10 protein-coding genes and 1 tRNA gene are annotated in these 15,201 nt (G+C 46.3%); 2 read left to right on the top strand and 9 right to left on the bottom strand.

The genetic code is table 11. From position 1 onward, the window contains the following. Positions 1 to 75 precede the first annotated feature (75 nt). Entirely contained in the window at positions 76 to 369 is a 294-nt protein-coding gene (locus tag QT987_RS08385) for a hypothetical protein (RefSeq protein WP_333238939.1), read from the top strand. A 32-nt stretch (positions 370 to 401) separates the two neighbouring features. After that, positions 402 to 680 carry a flagellar alpha dynein gene (locus QT987_RS08390; RefSeq protein ID WP_333238941.1) on the top strand — a complete coding sequence of 93 codons (279 nt, stop codon included), beginning with the start codon at positions 402 to 404 and terminating at the stop codon, positions 678 to 680. 160 nt (positions 681 to 840) lie between these two features. Here the strand turns inward: QT987_RS08390 and QT987_RS08395 are convergent. The 9 genes from QT987_RS08395 to QT987_RS08435 all read right to left on the bottom strand — a co-directional run bounded on the left by QT987_RS08395 (position 841) and on the right by QT987_RS08435 (position 14,871). Further along, a tRNA-Gly gene (locus QT987_RS08395) sits at positions 841 to 911 on the bottom strand. A 151-nt stretch (positions 912 to 1,062) separates the two neighbouring features. Next, positions 1,063 to 3,129 (bottom strand): excinuclease ABC subunit UvrC, encoded by a 2,067-nt coding sequence (uvrC, locus tag QT987_RS08400; protein WP_333238943.1) that lies wholly within the window; start codon positions 3,127 to 3,129, stop codon positions 1,063 to 1,065. A gap of 116 nt (positions 3,130 to 3,245) precedes the next feature. Beyond that, positions 3,246 to 3,998 carry an amino acid ABC transporter ATP-binding protein gene (locus QT987_RS08405; RefSeq protein ID WP_333238945.1) on the bottom strand — a complete coding sequence of 251 codons (753 nt, stop codon included), beginning with the start codon at positions 3,996 to 3,998 and terminating at the stop codon, positions 3,246 to 3,248. Between the two features lie 162 nt (positions 3,999 to 4,160). After that, positions 4,161 to 5,393, bottom strand: coding sequence for an amino acid ABC transporter permease (locus tag QT987_RS08410; protein WP_333238947.1), 1,233 nt, complete (start codon positions 5,391 to 5,393; stop codon positions 4,161 to 4,163). Between the two features lie 52 nt (positions 5,394 to 5,445). Beyond that, complete coding sequence (locus tag QT987_RS08415; RefSeq protein WP_333238949.1) at positions 5,446 to 6,015, bottom strand: hypothetical protein; 570 nt, start codon at positions 6,013 to 6,015, stop codon at positions 5,446 to 5,448. A gap of 50 nt (positions 6,016 to 6,065) precedes the next feature. Then, a complete protein-coding gene (locus tag QT987_RS08420) occupies positions 6,066 to 7,280 on the bottom strand; it encodes an ABC transporter permease subunit (protein WP_333238951.1) in 1,215 nt (404 codons plus the stop codon). Between the two features lie 299 nt (positions 7,281 to 7,579). After that, the gene (locus QT987_RS08425; RefSeq protein ID WP_333238953.1) at positions 7,580 to 8,665 is read right to left on the bottom strand and encodes an amino acid ABC transporter substrate-binding protein; all 1,086 of its coding nucleotides are present in this window, start codon (positions 8,663 to 8,665) and stop codon (positions 7,580 to 7,582) included. Between the two features lie 317 nt (positions 8,666 to 8,982). Further along, entirely contained in the window at positions 8,983 to 9,210 is a 228-nt protein-coding gene (locus QT987_RS08430; RefSeq protein ID WP_015178453.1) for a hypothetical protein, read from the bottom strand. Positions 9,211 to 9,768: 558 nt separating this feature from the next. After that, positions 9,769 to 14,871 (bottom strand): PAS domain S-box protein, encoded by a 5,103-nt coding sequence (locus QT987_RS08435; protein ID WP_333239058.1) that lies wholly within the window; start codon positions 14,869 to 14,871, stop codon positions 9,769 to 9,771. Between the last annotated feature and the right edge of the window lie 330 nt (positions 14,872 to 15,201).

Below are 15,201 nucleotides of genomic sequence, written 5' to 3' on the forward strand. Positions count from 1 at the left end.
AACTAGACAACCACTAGACAAATACTAGACACAGTGCTAGCATCTAACTAGACAACCACTAGACAAATACTAGACATGACAGACAGATGCCAGCTTAACTTGAGACTAGACGGTCGCCGTGACTTACTCGAAACCATTAAAGATGTCGCAGCAGCAGAGGGTTTGAGCGTCAACGCTTGGGTAGTCCGCACTCTGGAAATAGCGGCCAACCAGGCAATATCAGCGCCAAAAATCCAACCTCAAACACAAGTGTCCGAAATTTCGGACATTGAACCAGTGCTAGACAACTTACTAGACAGTAAGCTAGACACACTGCTAGCGGCCAAATTAGCAGGGATTGAGGAACGGCTGGGAAAATTGAGAGCCTGAGTGATGGCAACGATGAATCACTCAGGCAGGAATTGAAAGCGGCCAATAAGCAGCTTACAGAGTGGGATGCAGAACTGAATCAGTTACACGAGCGCAACGGCGATTTGGGACTGAAGGTGCAGATGTTGGAGCAAGAGCTCAAGGAAGCACGGCGCGATCGGGAAGCAAATAAAAACTCAGCTCCGACCGTCGCAGAATTTCCAGAGCCGGCTGACTTGCTCAATCAGGTGAAAGGGCGACGTAAAAAGTCGAGGGCGGAACCGGCTGATATGGAGGCAGTGTTGGACATATTGGCAGAGCTATGGACTTAATTGTCTCCAAAATTGTCTCCAATTTGTCTCCAAACAGCCCGTCTTTGTCTCCAAATTGTCTCCAAATTGTCTCCAAAACGCCTTGTACAACCATAGAGGCTAAGCCCTAGAAACGCCAAAACCCTTGATTTCTCAAGGGTTCTAGGTTCTTATAGACGCAAGCGGGCAGCGGGAATCGAACCCGCATAGTTAGCTTGGAAGGCTAAAGTTTTACCACTAAACTATGCCCGCACACAGAACCTAAACATACCACAAGTCTCTGGGAATTGCAATAGGCCTGTGCAAAATTTTTGAATACCTCCCTCACAGTGGCTGAATCGGGACTTGGGGCCCGATCGCCCCCTCGCCCCAAAAATCCCCGTCTCCCATGCTGCGTAAGACTTTACGGGTGGAAATAATCGTAAATTTGCTGCGCCAGACGCGGGCCAATCCCAGAAACTTCTGCCAACTGTTCGGGAGTCGCTAAACGAAGGTAGTCGATCGACCGAAAATGTGCCAACAATTGTTTTTGTCGGTGGTGTCCCAATCCGGGAATTTCATCAAGGCGCGATCGCTTCATTCTCTCGCTTCTGCGATCCCGGTGAAAACTCACAGCAAACCTGTGCGCCTCATCCCGCACCCGGCGCAATAATTGTACCCCAGGCTGCTCAGAATTAGTTGGCAGCGGCAAAGATTCCCCCGGTAAAAATATCTCCTCTCGCTGCTTTGCCAAACTGACAACGCGCAACTCTTCTAGCAAATTCATCTCCCGCAAAACAGCCACAACTGCTGAAAGTTGACCTTTGCCGCCATCTATCATAATTAAGTCGGGTTTGTCCGAGATAGTACGAGAAACGGAGGATAAATTGCTGATTTTTTTCGATTTTCCTAAATCGCTAAATTCTTCTTCCTTATTCGTTCTATCCGTTAAATCCGTTATAAAATCCGTTGCCGAACTTTCTTCTTCCTTCAATCCTCGGAATCGGCGACCGATAACTTCTGCTAAACTAGCAAAATCATCAGAATGACCCGATTTAATTTCAGGATTTTTAATTTTGTAATGGCGGTAGTGTTGATTAGCCGGCAAACCGTCAATAAATACGACGCGGGAAGCTACGGCGTCAGAACCTTGAATGTGAGAAATATCGTAACCTTCAATGCGGCGAGGAACTTCTGGCAAATCGAGGATTTCTGCTAAATCTTGCATTGCTTGAGAATTGCGATCGCTCAATCTTTGCATTCTCGCTAATTCATACTCAGCGTTGCGTTCAACCATCTCAATCAACTCAGCCTTAGTTTGCCGTTGCGGCGTCAAAATGGTAACTTTTCGCCCCTTACGATTGCTCAACCAATCTGCTAATATTTCCGCTTCTGGCAATTCGTACTGCACTGAAATTTCGCTGGGAATTTCTACAGATTCGACATTTTGATAATGTTCTTCCAACACCCGCTGCAAAATCGCTCCGGCCTCTACCCCCCCTCGTTCCCCCCCTTGCCAAGGGGGGGAGGCAAGAGAAAGTTCAGATAACTCTTCCCCCCCCGATTGTAGGGGCGGTGCCCCCGTGCCCGCCCTGGGTATTTCCGCCATAAATCCCAATCTTCCGACCAATTGACCGGCGCGAATTTGGAACAATTGGACGCAAGCGTGCTGGGTGTCTGCCGCAAGTGCGATCGCATCTCTGGAAACCGTATCATCGGGCAAAGACACTTTTTGACCCGCACTCAAAGACTGCAAACCCTTAATTTGGTCGCGAATACGCGCCGCCGTTTCAAAGTTTAAATCTTCGGCTGCCTCTTCCATTTGGGGTTCTAAAATATCCAGCAATTCCTGAGTCCTTCCCTGGAAAATCATCGCTACTTTTTGAATGATTTTATGATATTCCTCCGGCGAAGTTAACCCTTGACAAACGCCAACGCAGCGCCCGATGTCATAGTTCAAACAAGGACGGTCTTTAAATAGCGGTTGAGGGCGCTGCCGCAGCGGGAAAATCCGCTTAATTAAATGCAGCGTACTCCGCAGGGCCCCTGTATCAACGTAGGGGCCATAGTAGCGGTCTTTTGCACTACCTGCGCGGCGTTTGCGGGTGATAAAAATGCGCGGGTATTCTTCCGACCAAGTTATGCACAAATAAGGATATTTTTTATCATCTTTGAGGAGGACGTTAAAGTAAGGTTGGTGCTGTTTTACGAGGTTTGCTTCTAACGCTAAAGCTTCCGCTTCTGTGTCGGTGGCGATGAATTCAATTTCGCGCACTTGCTGCACCATCATCGCGATGCGGGGACTGAGATTTTGGCTTTCCCGAAAGTAGGAACGGACGCGGTTTCGGAGTTTTTTGGATTTGCCGATGTAAAGGATGCGATCGCTCTCGTCTCGCATTAAATATACACCAGGAACCGCCGGGATTTCTTTGAGGCGACTTTCTAGGCGTTCCGAGTCTTTAACTAACGGCAGAGTTTTTGTGGATGGCATTGCAAGCTATCTCAGCAAAATAGAGACTGATTGTACACTCTTTTATTTTACCTTGATTATGTCTATTTTGACGGCTGCTACCGTCGCCAAACCCACCGACTAAACTTGAAAATCAGTTACAATATCTGAGATAAAAACTTGCGCGTGCGTTCTTCCTTCGGATTCTGAAAAAACTCTTCCGGCTTCGCTTCTTCAACTAAAACGCCGCCATCCATCAATACAATGCGATCGGCAACTTCGCGCGCAAACCCAACTTCGTGAGTCACCACCACCATTGTAATTCCTGTTTGAGCCAAATTTCGCATTACATCTAAAACTTCGCGCACCATCTCCGGGTCTAATGCTGATGTCGGTTCATCAAACAGCATAATTTTAGGCTGCATGGCTAGAGAACGTGCAATAGCTACCCGCTGCTGTTGTCCCCCAGACAACTGTCCGGGATATTTTTTTGCTTGTTCCAAAATTCCCACTCTTTCTAACAGTTGCATCGCCACTTCTTCGGCTTTTTTCTTCGGCCACCGACGCACCCACACCGGCGCTAGCATGACGTTTTGCAAGACTGATAAGTGGGGAAATAGGTTGAATTGCTGAAACACCATTCCTACTTCGCTGCGAATTGTCTCAATGTTGCGTAAGTCGTGGGAAAGTTCGATTCCGTCGATCGTAATTTTACCTTGTTGGTATTCTTCTAATGCGTTGAATGTGCGAATAAACGTCGATTTTCCCGAACCAGATGGCCCCATCACGACCACGACTTCGCCCCGGTTTACGGTCATGCTGACGCCGCGCAGTACGTGAAATTGTCCGTACCATTTGTGGACGTTTTCGGCTACGATTACTTGTTCGGGGATTGTGGGTTTAGTTTGCATAGTTTTGTCCTTTAAATAATGACGGATAATTATTGCCTGATGACTGTTGACTACTTCAGCGGAGGGGGGTTTATATATATTTGGGTTGGGAGGGGGCGGGTTTATATATATTTTGGTTGGGAGTTATATTTTGTTGGTGAACCCGCCCCTACAGACTGCGGACTAATGACTTTTTTCTAAAGTTCGTTCTATTTTGCGGCTGGCTAGGGACATTGAGTAGCAAAATATCCAATAAATGATGCCGACGAATATGTAAACTTCGGCGTATCTACCGATATAGGATGGATTTGCTAAAACGGCGCGGGATATTCCGATTAATTCTAACATTCCGAATAGAGACAGCAGGGATGTATCCATGAATAATCCGATGAATTGACCGCCGATCGCCGGAATGACTATTCGCAGTGCTTGAGGCAGTACAATGAGAATTGTAAGCAGGGGTGTATTGAGTCCGATCGACCTAGCTGCTTCTATTTGTCCTCTGGGTACGGCCTGCAAGCCACCGCGCACGTTTTCCGCCAAGTATGCCGCACTAAATAACGTTAATCCAGCAATCGCTCTAATTACTCTATCCAATTTCGGATATTCGGGTGGCAAGAAGAGTTGCAGCATCACTTGACCTAAAAACAAAATGCCAATTAAGGGTAAACCGCGAATAATTTCAATGTATAATGTTGATAACAGTCTCACAACTGGCAAAGAACTTTGTCGGCCGAGTGCTAGCAATACTCCCAAAGGAAAGGAAAGCACAATACTAATAACTGCTAAAAACAGGGTCAATACTAAACCGCCCCAATCATTTGTTGACACTTCTGTCAAACCCAAGCCGCCTTTAATTAGCCACAAAACTATTGGGAAGGAAAGAACCCAGATTGCAGGCATCCAGCTAACCCCCCCCAACCCCCCCTTAGCAAGGGGGGGCGAGGGGGGGTTGCGGTTAATTTGCCTTCCGATGGCATAGCTGGCGGCGGCTGCGATAATAATTCCTAAGAGGTAGAGGCGAGAGGTTAGGTCGATCGGCGAAATGACCGCACCCACAACCGCAGCACCAAGTATAATTAGTAAAGGCGGATTCCAAAGACGTTCTTGCCGCTGAATGTTTCCCCAAGTTAATCCTCCCAACAAGGCAATTATGGCGGTTACTATCCACAGCCGCCAGTAGGATTCGCGGGGAAATCTTCCTGCTAAAAATAGCGGCAAGTTTGCTTCTAACACGCGCCATTGAGCTTTGGTAGTTGCCCAAACGATAATTCCTTTAATAGTTTGGAAGGCGATAATTAGGCAAACTACTGTCAGAATGCTGTTGTACCAGGTACTAAATAAATTTTTGCGCGCCCAATTCCCAGGGGTAGGCGATTCGGTGGCTGGGGGCGGTAATACAGGTATTGTTTCCATTTTATTTGTTGGTTATTAATTATTAATTATTAATTGCACTGGCTAAAATACCTTAAATTTTATTAACCTCTGTGAGGTAATACTCGGTCAAATCTATTTCAATTACTTGGGTTTTTAATCTGAGAAATTTCCAGATAGTTCCGCTAGTGACAGCGCCATAAATCGCAGGAAGTTCGTTTCCTTCACGTTCATTAAATATTCTGGCTGCCAACATTGCCGCTACGCACTGTCCCAATTCACTATTGAGATTTTCCGGTTTGGCTTCTACAATTATAATGACTGGTGCAACAACTAACAAAAGTCCTGATGAATTGCCAATCAGAAAATCGCAACTACCGTCTAAGCCTCTTTCGGAGTCAACATTAAAGTCAATACCGGAAAATAAGCTAATTCGATTTTGAAATTGTTCTCTAAGTTCAATTAAAATTGGTGCTGTAATCATTTCAGCGCGGGATTTCTGGGTGTTACTTGCCAGACCTAACGGTACACTGCGCTTGAGAGTTTCTGCTAGTAGTTGGCTGCATTCTAAGTTGGGTTCTTTGCCAAACAAATCGGCGACTTCCGAATACTTTAATTCAAATGTTTGGACTGCGCCCTCTAAACTAAAATCACTGTACGCCATTTAACGCGCTCTCCTTTGATTCCAATTAAAATAGATTAAATTTCAACTATTTACCTTTCCTTGATTTGTACAGTTTTATTGTACCAATTCATGAACAGAGAAACTATCAAACTAATTGTTAGATATGTTACCATGATAATTAACATTGCTTCGATCGCCCGACCGGTCTGATTCAACGTCGGAGAGCCCACCACAAAATAAACGTCGGGATAAGCAACCGCAACCGCTAAACTCGAATTCTTAGCTAAATTCAGATACTGACTGGTTAAAGGCGGCACAATCACCCGCAAAGCTTGTGGCAAAATTACCATCCGCATCATTGTTCCCGACTTCAGCCCCAAAGACTTTCCCGCTTCCCACTGGCCTCTCGATACTGACTGAATTCCGGCCCGGACAATTTCTGCAATGTAACTGCCAGTATACAAGCTGAGCCCTGTCACCAAGGCTGCAAATTCTGGAGTGAATTTTAATCCTCCTTCGAGTTGCAATGCTGGTGTCAAGCGCGGAACATCTAGACGAAAAGGCAGATTTTTGGTAATAATCAAAGCTAAGATTGCACTCAGCCCGATCGCACCTAGAGCCCAAAACAACTGTCTTCCCGGCTTAGCTTCTTCCAACATCACCCGCGCCCGCCACATCCACAGCGCCACGGCCGCCAAAACTCCGACAGTTAGCAAAATCAACCAAATCTCAAAACCCGGCAAAGCCACCGCTGTTGGTACAGCAATGCCGCGATTTGTCAAGTAAATCGGCCCCCTCATCTGCTGATTGTCTTCCAGTTTTGGCAGGGAAATGAAAACGGCAAAATACCAGAAAAATAATTGCAGCAATAACGGCGTATTTCGCAAAATTTCTACGTACAAACCAGCCAAACTCCGCAGCAGCCAATTGTCGGAAAGGCGCGCAATTCCTACAGTCAAACCCGCAACTGTTGCGAAAATAATGCCGAGACCCATCACCCGCAGCGAGTTGATTAAACCGACAAAATAAGCTTGTCTGTAAGTGTTTTCGGGACTGTAGGGAATCACGCTTTCGCCGATGTCAAAGGATGCTTGGGAATTGAGAAAGTCAAATCCAAATGCAATCCCCAGTTGCGAGTAATTGGCGCCCAGATTGTCCGCGAGAATCGCGATCACAACTATTACTAAAATTAGGGCGATCGCCTGTACGGCAATTTTCCAGAAGCGATCGTCCCGCAGCAGTTTTGATATATCTTTAAAATTGGGAAATCTCTGGGCTTTGCCCGGTGGAGGTTCTGGGTTCATAACTTAAATTATATTTGATAAATCTGCTGGCAAATCCAGGCGAGATTGAGCTTTGGTGCGTGATATCGTTTCCGGTTGCATCGGAATGATTTAACCACAGAGGGCGCTCCAGAACGCAGAGGGAGAGAATACAGAGATGAATACAGGACGATGCTACCGGATTTGATATGACTTGATAGTTACTCGATTGGCGATCGGGATTTTTCAAGTCACGCACTCTACATAGCTTTGGTGCGTGACTTGATAGTTACTTGATTGGCGATGGGGATTTTTACCGTCACGCACCCTACATAGCTTTACTAGCGGAATGGCGGCGAGTAAAGCAAACCGCCATCTTTCCAGAGTCTGTTTTGACCCCGTTCTAACTTGAGTGTACTTTTGGGGCCGAGGTTGCGATCGTACATTTCCCCGTAATTCCCCACTTTCTTCACAACGCGGACGGCGTAGTCGTTCGGGAGTCCGAAACCTTTACCTAAATCTCCTTCTGTTCCTAGCAAACGTTTGACGTTTGGGTCTGTAGTGCTTGCCACAATTTGGTCTACATTTCCTGAATTAATTCCCAAATCTTCAGCTTCAATCGCCGCGAAAACGATCCATCTCACCGCATCAGCCCATTTAGGATCGCCGCTTTTCACCGCTGGGGCTAATGGTTCTTTTGACATCACGATCGGCAAAACAACATTATTCTCGGAATTCGGCAGAGTTGTCCGCTTCGAGACTAGCTGCGATCGATCGGCAGTAACACCTTGACAGCGACCTTCTTGATAGGTAGCAAAGGTAGCATTCACATCTTCAAACACCACAGGAGTGTATTTAATTCCTAATTTTCGCATTTGGTCGGACAAATTTTGTTCGGTGCTCGTACCTGTCTGCACGCAGATAGATTTGCCCGCAAAATCTTTTAAACTTTTGATGCCGCTGTCTTTTTTGACCATGATGCTTTGAGAGTCATAAAAGATTACCGGGGCAAATTCCAGTCCGGTAGTGCTGTCGCGACTCGCGGTGTAGGTGGTATTTCGGCTGAGAATGTCGATTTCTCCTGCCTGCAAAACTGTAAATCTATCTTTAGCGTTGAGTTTTCGGTACTCGACTTTTTCGGGATCGTCAAATATTGCTGCCGCCACAGCCCTGCACACATCCACATCCAGTCCCGAATATTTGCCTGTTTCGTCTACAAAGCTAAAACCCGGCAGTTCGCCGCTGATGCCACAAATCAGTTTGCCCCGGCTGACAATTGTATCTATCCGGCTGGAACCTTGTTGCGAGTTGCCGCCTGCTGCAGTTGTTGCTGTTGTTTGTCCGGTTTGTGCCGATCGATCCCTACAAGATGCCAACGGTGCCACAAACAACACACTTGCTAGTAGCAGAAATCCCCATTTACGCATAGATTTTAATAGAACGCTTTCCTGACAATCCTACCTTGTAGCTGTCAGAACTGTGGCGATCGGCTATCTACACAGCTTCCGGTTTCAAATTAGCCGTTCTGCATCCATTGCTGCAGTGCGGCAACTGCCCTGACTACCCGCCTGTTTTTTTTGAGCAAGCTGGGAGCCCAAAGTTAGAAACCCGGTTTCTGGCTGGAGGTATGGTCGTCAAACCTCAGATTTATCCCTGAAACCCGGTTTCTTTTCTGCTATTTCTGCCCAGCGCGAGCGATCGTCGCCCTTCCCTGGAATATTTATCCGATTTTGATTGAATCCGCTCACAGTAGCTCTGGTGCCAGCCGCTGCTCAGCTAAATCGCGGATTAGGGAAAGCCGAGACTGGATGTATTCGTCCAACAAATCTGCTTCTTTGCCATTGAGCGCAGAGTTTGTCTTTAACTGCTTCAGCAGCCACTGTACCAGGGTGGCATCGTCTAAATTGACTAACAGAGTAGCTTGGGTGGTCTCAATTAATGACCAGAGTTGGCGTAACATGACTGGAGTCATAAAACCTCGTTGAGCGTAAATACGCACTTAATGGGCGGGCATAGCGAAAAGCTGGTCTTGGTGTCTCAAGCCGATAGACGAAAAGCACCCTCATAACCATCGGCTTAATGATTATTTTATATTTGACCACAATAACTTAATAAAGTAGTGTCACAAGTTACAACACACAAGATGTTATAAGAGTTCCCAATTCCTTCACATTGAGATAAATATCTTGATAAAAGATTAAAAATCTTTACACGCGATTTGAGGACTGATATCAATTCGGGTTGTATCGGAAGGATTAAACCGCTCTTGATGCAGAGGAAGAGATGAAGGATTCCGATGTCACCGGATCAGATATCACCAACCCCGGCGTTTGAAACCCGGCGGTTGAAACCGCGTCTACACAAACAAAACCCGCCTCCGCGGGTTGAAGAGTCGTAGCGTAGCGGGGCGTAAGCCATCGCACATTTCTCTAAAATTCCATATTTCTTAGTCCGCAGAGGCGGACATCGTTTGTGTAGACGCGGTTTCCAACCGCCGAGGATTTCTTTAGCCCTTAAGAAAATTGATTGATTACTCGGTAGCCACCAACTTTTGAACCCTCGCCAGAATTATTTCTAATTCAGCAATGATTTTTGTAGCCCCCTCCAAATCATTGGATTCGGCCAAACTTTGAAGCCGATCTGCCAGATCGGGCATTAACCGCACCGCCGCCGTAGCGCTGACACCTTTAATTTGATGAGCGTGGCGGGCGAGTGTCTCCATATCTCCCAAGGCGATCGCCTCCTTAGCAGCTTCTAAATAACTAGCAGTATCCACCACAAAAGCTTGCAGTATTTCCCGCTCAAACTCTAAATCAGCGCCCGAAATTTCGTGCAAACGTGCCATATCGACTACCGATTCGATATCGGGATCAGAATTTTGAAGTTCCTCACCATTAAACTTGGGAGTTCCAATTTTTAGCTTGGCCGACCAATTTGCTAGTACCGATTTTAACTTTTCGATCGCAATAGGTTTGCTAATATAATCGTCCATGCCCGCCGCCAGACACTTTTCCCGATCGCCCTTCAAAGCATTCGCCGTCATCGCAATCACCACCGTCTTTTGATGTGGCTCCATCTTGCCAGCAGCATCTGCCGCTTCCCGGCGGCGCAATTCCAGCGTTGCTTCATAACCGTCCAAAACCGGCATCTGACAGTCCATCAACACAATGTCATACTTTTTCTGAGCAACCATAGATAGCGCCTCTGCGCCGTTATTGGCGACATCCGCAGTGCATCCCAAAACTCTGAGTTGATTGAGACCAACTTTTTGATTGATGGGAGTATCTTCAACTAACAAAATCTTTAAACTTGCTAACTCCCGGTTGTCAATAGCTGAGGCTCGATTGGACGTTGAATTTGCCTGCGGCTCATCAATCAGCGTCATCGGGGCGATCGCATTCGCCAAGCAATCAAATAGTCGGTGAGCCTTAACAGGTTTAGTTAAATACCCGCTAAAGCCGCTATCTACCAAGCGTTTCGCCTCTGCAAGCTGAGTCATTGAAGTCAGCACCACCCAATGCGTCTGCTGCATTGCCGGCTCAGAAATCCTCAAGCGTTCGAGACTTCCGGCCACCATTTCCGGCAACTGAATATCAACCAAAACGATATCGTAAGGGGAATTAAGGCTAACAGCTTTGTACAGAGATGCGATCGTCATCCAACCGTTTTCCACCTCCTCAACTTCCATTCCCCACAAAACAGCCATTCTCACTAGCACTTTCCGCACAGTCGGCTTGTCGCTGGCAACTAACATTTTTCGCCCCGCCAGCACCGTTTCAAAATTCACTTCGCACGCTGTCCCGACAGCAGTTAAATTTTCCGTAACTGTCGGCACAGTAAACCAAAAAGTCGAGCCTTTGCCAGGGGTACTTTCCACACCGATTTGCCCACCCATTAACTCCACCAACTGCTTAGAAATAGCCAGCCCCAAACCTGTGCCACCGTATTTTCTTGTCGTAGAGGCATCAACTTGAGTAAAAGATTGAAACAGCTTTTTTTTGTCTTCGGGAGCAATCCCAATTCCTGTATCTGTCACTTTAAACAGCAGGAGCATCGAGTCATTGTTTTCTATTTTTAACTGTTCGATATTCTCTAAAATTTTCTGATTATCGGTGGCTGCCAATAACTCAGGATTACTAGCATTAGCAACCTCCATTACCACTTCTCCTGCTTCTGTAAACTTAATAGCATTGTTGATCAAATTAGTGAGTATTTGCCGCAACCGCGCTGCATCACCTTTAATTTGCAGCGGCACGTCGTTGTCAATCAGTGCCACCACTTCTATACCTTTTTCTTGTGCGGGAGTTGCCAACAAATCCAGCACTTCATTCACACAGATACTGAGGTTAAATTCGATTGTTTCTAAGCGCATTTCTCCTGCTTCCAGTTTGGAGAGATCCAGAATATCGTTAATGATGGAGAGTAAATTTTGGCCGCTGAGTTTCAGCGTCTGTACAAAGTCAAGTTGTTCGGGAGTAAGATTCGTTTTCAGCAGCAAATCTGTCATCCCCATCACTCCATTCATCGGAGTACGGATTTCGTGACTCATATTTGCTAAAAATAGCGACTTCATTCGAGACGCTTCTAGGGCTGCTTCTCGGGCCTGCTGCGCTTGTTCAAAAAGAGTAGATTGCTGAATGGCGATCGCCAACTGCACGCTCAACCTTCCCAGCAAATCCATCTCAGAATCAGTCCAAACACGCGGAGCGCTACACTGATGGGCAATCAGCAATCCCCACAACCGATTTTGACTCGTTTCCAAACTCCTTCCCGGCGGGTTCATTTGAGTTTCTGGCGAATATTCTGCTGCCAACCCCTGACTTTCATCGCCTATAAAAATTGGTACAACTAAATTAGCCCTTACCTGCAAACTAGCAAGTAAATCTCGGTGTTCCTCGCTCAAATTGGCCGTATAAATATCTGCCATTGCTTGAATTGTTCCTGGACTGTACAGCCATACAAAATTTTCCCCAAAGGATGTTCTTTGAACTTTTCTGCCCAGCAGGGGCATCCAATCATCCCCTACAGATTCCACAACCACAATCGCTGTTTCCTCGGAATCAAAATGATAAATTATCGTGCGGTCAGTTGCCAGCAACTGCCGCACTTCTTGTACAGCAGTGCTCAGAGTTTGAGTGAGGTTGAGAGACTGGCGGACTCGCTGGGCGATCGCCGAAACCAGCCGTTCTTGTTCTGCTTGTTCCCGCAGCATTCTCTCAGCTTGCTTGCGTTCGGTGACATCGCGAATTACCGCAGCAAAGCACAGCGGTTCGGTGGTTTGAGGGTGCTTGACCAGAAAAGCATTCATCGCAACATCAATGGGTTGTCCGGTTCCCAAGTGCTGCATTTGACCTTCGCCTTGCCACTGGCCATGACTGATAATTGTTGGTAAAATCTCTTGACTGAATTTCTGTTGAAAATAGGGCCCAATATAATCCCAAATCTCCGTATAAAGCACTGGCGAAAGATTCTCTACACCGACCAGTTTTCGTCCGGCTTCGTTGACAAACAGCGTTTGGCCTTTCAGGGTAGCCATACCGATAAAATCGCTGCTGTTTTCAATCAGCGACACAAATTTTTGCCGTTCTTCTTCTCCTTTTTTGCGTTCGGTAATGTCGCGCTTGACGCAGACATGACAAATTACATCGTCGGCGTTGTTAATCACAGAGTATGCCGCAACGTCGATCGCCAGCGTCTGGCCTTTTTTAGTGGAGTTAATAATTTCGCCCCGAAAACTTCCTGTTTTTGCTAAACTTTGGGCAATTGCCAAAAAGCGATCCCCCGCAACCAGCGGCGAAGCTTCTGCTTCTAATTCCGCGTCTGTGTATCCTAGAAGCGTTTGGTGAGCAAGATTTTGTTCGACGAAAAACCCGTCAGCATCGATAATGACGATCGCATCGTTGGAATTTAAAAATATTTCTCGGTAAAGTTTTAGTTTTTCCTCAGCTCGCTTGCGTTCGGTGATGTCTCTTTTGACATTTACGTAACAAACTACATCCCCAGCATCATTGAGAACCGCAAAAGCCGAAAGCTCCACCTCAACTGTTCCTTCTGGCAAAGCCTTAATAAAGGTCATTTCGCCTCGGTAACTCCCAGTTTCTGCCAAGGTTTGCATTACCGAGGCAAATGCCTGTTCTCCCATGTGAGTTACCGGCGTTTTCCCCCACAATTTAGACGAACTGTAGCCCAGCAAAGCCGTGTGAGCTTGATTTGTTTCTAAGTAATAGCCTTGGGGGTCTAAGATCGCGATCGCATCGTTGGATTTCAAAAATATTTGTTGATAAAGTTGCAGCTTCCGTTCAGCTTGTTTCCGGGCGCTAATATCTGTGAACAAGCCGTAGTAAACTATCTCCCCCGATGCTTGAAATTCGGGCTGGGAAGCTCCTTGCACCCATTTAAGTTTTCCCGACGGAGTGACAATTCTTCCTTCCCAGCGCCAAGGCTGCAAGTTTTCAGCAGAAAGCGTCACCGAGTTGAGAAAATCATTTCGATCTTCGGAATGAATCATGTCAACAATTACATTAAAATTCTGCTGAGCAGCCTCTGGTTCTATTTCATACAATTCTCGGCAGCCCGCGCTCACAAACGAGAAGGCCATCGAGCCGTCTGGATGCAAGTCAATTTGATATACCGTACCGGGTACGCTAGCAGTAATTTTTTGCAGTTGGGCTTGGCTTTGATTCCTGGCTTCATCTGTGGCCTGCAATTGACCAATCTCTCTAGAAAAACCTAAAACCCCAAATATATTACCCTCTGCATCGCACAGTGGCACTTTTTGCGTATCAAAGACGTGCTGTTTGCCACTTTCAAAGACGATCGCCTGGTAGGGATTGCGAACCCTCTCCCCAGCCAGCACAGCTCGATCTTCCTCGCGGATGCCCCTAATTTGGCCGTTGCGATCGCCAAATACTAATTCGGCTGACAACCCTAATTCAATATCATCTTTGCCGATAATTTCCTCAACATTTTTCCCCAAATATTCAGCAAAACTTTGATTGACAAAAATGTATCTAAAATTTCTATCTTTCGCAAAAACTCTGTCCGGGGCATCGTCCATTACAGCCCGCACCAATAGTTCTTGAATTACCGAATCCAGAACCCAATTATTTTTAACTTTATCCTTGACACAGGTCGTTTTAGCTGCTAAGATAGTTAACTTTTTTGTACAAATTTGAGCGACTGTGTGGAGCAAACAAAGGTGTTCCAAATTAAAAGCAGTTGCCTGCTCTGCACCAATGAAAAATACTCCCAACAATTCTTCACTTTCATCGAGGTTGGCTGGTGCCATCAATACCGACTGAAACTCAGCAATTGGTGGCAGAGCGATGTTGTGCGCCCAGTCCCGATTGCCGGCGAGCCATTCAGCGCGAGCAGCTTGCAAGCGCCCTTCAATTTCGGCTTTGGTGCTAGCACTTAACGGCTGTAAGTGTTCCAGGTATATTCGATCGTCCGGTGGCGTCAAAATGGCGATCGCCGCGCCAGGAATGAGGCGATCGAGATGTGTCAGACACGCAGACCAAATTTCATCAGCGCCAGCCGCGAGTTGTATTTTCTCCGTAAGTTCGTTGAGAACTTGCAGTTCCAAGGTACGCTGGCGGACTTTTGCTTTGAGGCTGGCGGCTAGGATTTGCATAGTGCTCACCACGCTGGTTTGCTTATATTATAATAATTATTGATTTTCAAATTTTTGTAAACAATCATCTTAAAATATATCCGCCGAAAAGACAACTTTTTGATATTGAAATTACCTTCAACCGATAAAAAAAAAGCGTGCGATCGGGAGCAAAGAGACACTGCTCAATGCAAGCTCTCGCTCCCGCTGCGACTTAACATCACACCTAAAGATAGATGCAATATCCAGACTTCCGTGGATTAAACCAAAAAAATTTAGACCAAAGTTCAAACCCTCAAATTCATCTGTAGAGTCAATCAAAAATCGAAAATCGAAAATCAATGGACGGTG

The organism is Microcoleus sp. SVA1B4 (assembly GCF_036700545.1).
Taxonomy (GTDB): domain Bacteria; phylum Cyanobacteriota; class Cyanobacteriia; order Cyanobacteriales; family Microcoleaceae; genus Microcoleus.

Excerpts from the sequence above, each read along its gene's own strand:
- uvrC (WP_333238943.1), bottom strand. The coding sequence starts at position 3,129 with ATGCCATCCACAAAAACTCTGCCGTTAGTTAAAGACTCGGAACGCCTA.
- QT987_RS08410 (WP_333238947.1), bottom strand. The coding sequence starts at position 5,393 with ATGGAAACAATACCTGTATTACCGCCCCCAGCCACCGAATCGCCTACC.
- QT987_RS08415 (WP_333238949.1), bottom strand. The coding sequence starts at position 6,015 with ATGGCGTACAGTGATTTTAGTTTAGAGGGCGCAGTCCAAACATTTGAA.
- QT987_RS08385 (WP_333238939.1), top strand. The coding sequence starts at position 76 with ATGACAGACAGATGCCAGCTTAACTTGAGACTAGACGGTCGCCGTGAC.
- QT987_RS08425 (WP_333238953.1), bottom strand. The coding sequence starts at position 8,665 with ATGCGTAAATGGGGATTTCTGCTACTAGCAAGTGTGTTGTTTGTGGCA.
- QT987_RS08420 (WP_333238951.1), bottom strand. The coding sequence starts at position 7,280 with ATGAACCCAGAACCTCCACCGGGCAAAGCCCAGAGATTTCCCAATTTT.
- QT987_RS08430 (WP_015178453.1), bottom strand. The coding sequence starts at position 9,210 with ATGACTCCAGTCATGTTACGCCAACTCTGGTCATTAATTGAGACCACC.
- QT987_RS08405 (WP_333238945.1), bottom strand. The coding sequence starts at position 3,998 with ATGCAAACTAAACCCACAATCCCCGAACAAGTAATCGTAGCCGAAAAC.
- QT987_RS08435 (WP_333239058.1), bottom strand. The coding sequence starts at position 14,871 with ATGCAAATCCTAGCCGCCAGCCTCAAAGCAAAAGTCCGCCAGCGTACC.